Annotated in this window: 1 pseudogene; it reads left to right on the forward strand. The window is 72.3% G+C overall.

The window, feature by feature from the left end:
- Positions 1 to 577: pseudogene (locus tag LO771_RS30060) on the forward strand (IS5 family transposase); the annotation flags it as partial.

The raw sequence follows: 577 nt of genomic DNA on the forward strand, positions 1-577 counted from the left end.
CGCATGGTGCCGGACGGGTTGTGGGAGCTGTTCCAGCGCGTGGTGCCGCCGGCGCCGACGCGGCCGCAGGGCGGTGGACGGCGGCGCTACGGGGACCGGGAGGTGCTGGCCGCGATCGTTTTCGTGGCCACCTCGGGCTGCACGTGGCGGCAGCTGCCGCCGGTCTTCGGCCCGTCCGGGCCGACCGCGCACCGTCGCTTCGCCGAGTGGACCCGGGCCCGGGTATGGGCAAAGCTGCACCGCCTGGTCCTTGACGAGCTCGGTGCCCGCGGGGAGTTGGACTGGTCCCGGTGCGCGATCGACTCGGTGAACATGCGGGCCCTGAAAGGGGGGAGCTGACAGGTCCGAATCCTGTGGATCGGGGCAAGAAGGGCTCGAAGGTCCACTTGATCACGGAGCGGTCCGGTCTGCCCCTCTCGCTGGCCATCTCCGCCGCGAACACCCACGACAGCCAGGCCCTCATCCCACTGGTGCGCGGCATCCCGCCCATCCGCTCCCGCCGTGGGCCGCGGCGCCGCCGCCCGGCCAAGCTGCACGGCGACAAGGGATACGACTACTCCCACCTGCGCGCCTGGTT

The organism is Streptacidiphilus sp. ASG 303, from assembly GCF_020991365.1.
Taxonomy (GTDB): Bacteria; Actinomycetota; Actinomycetes; order Streptomycetales; family Streptomycetaceae; genus Peterkaempfera.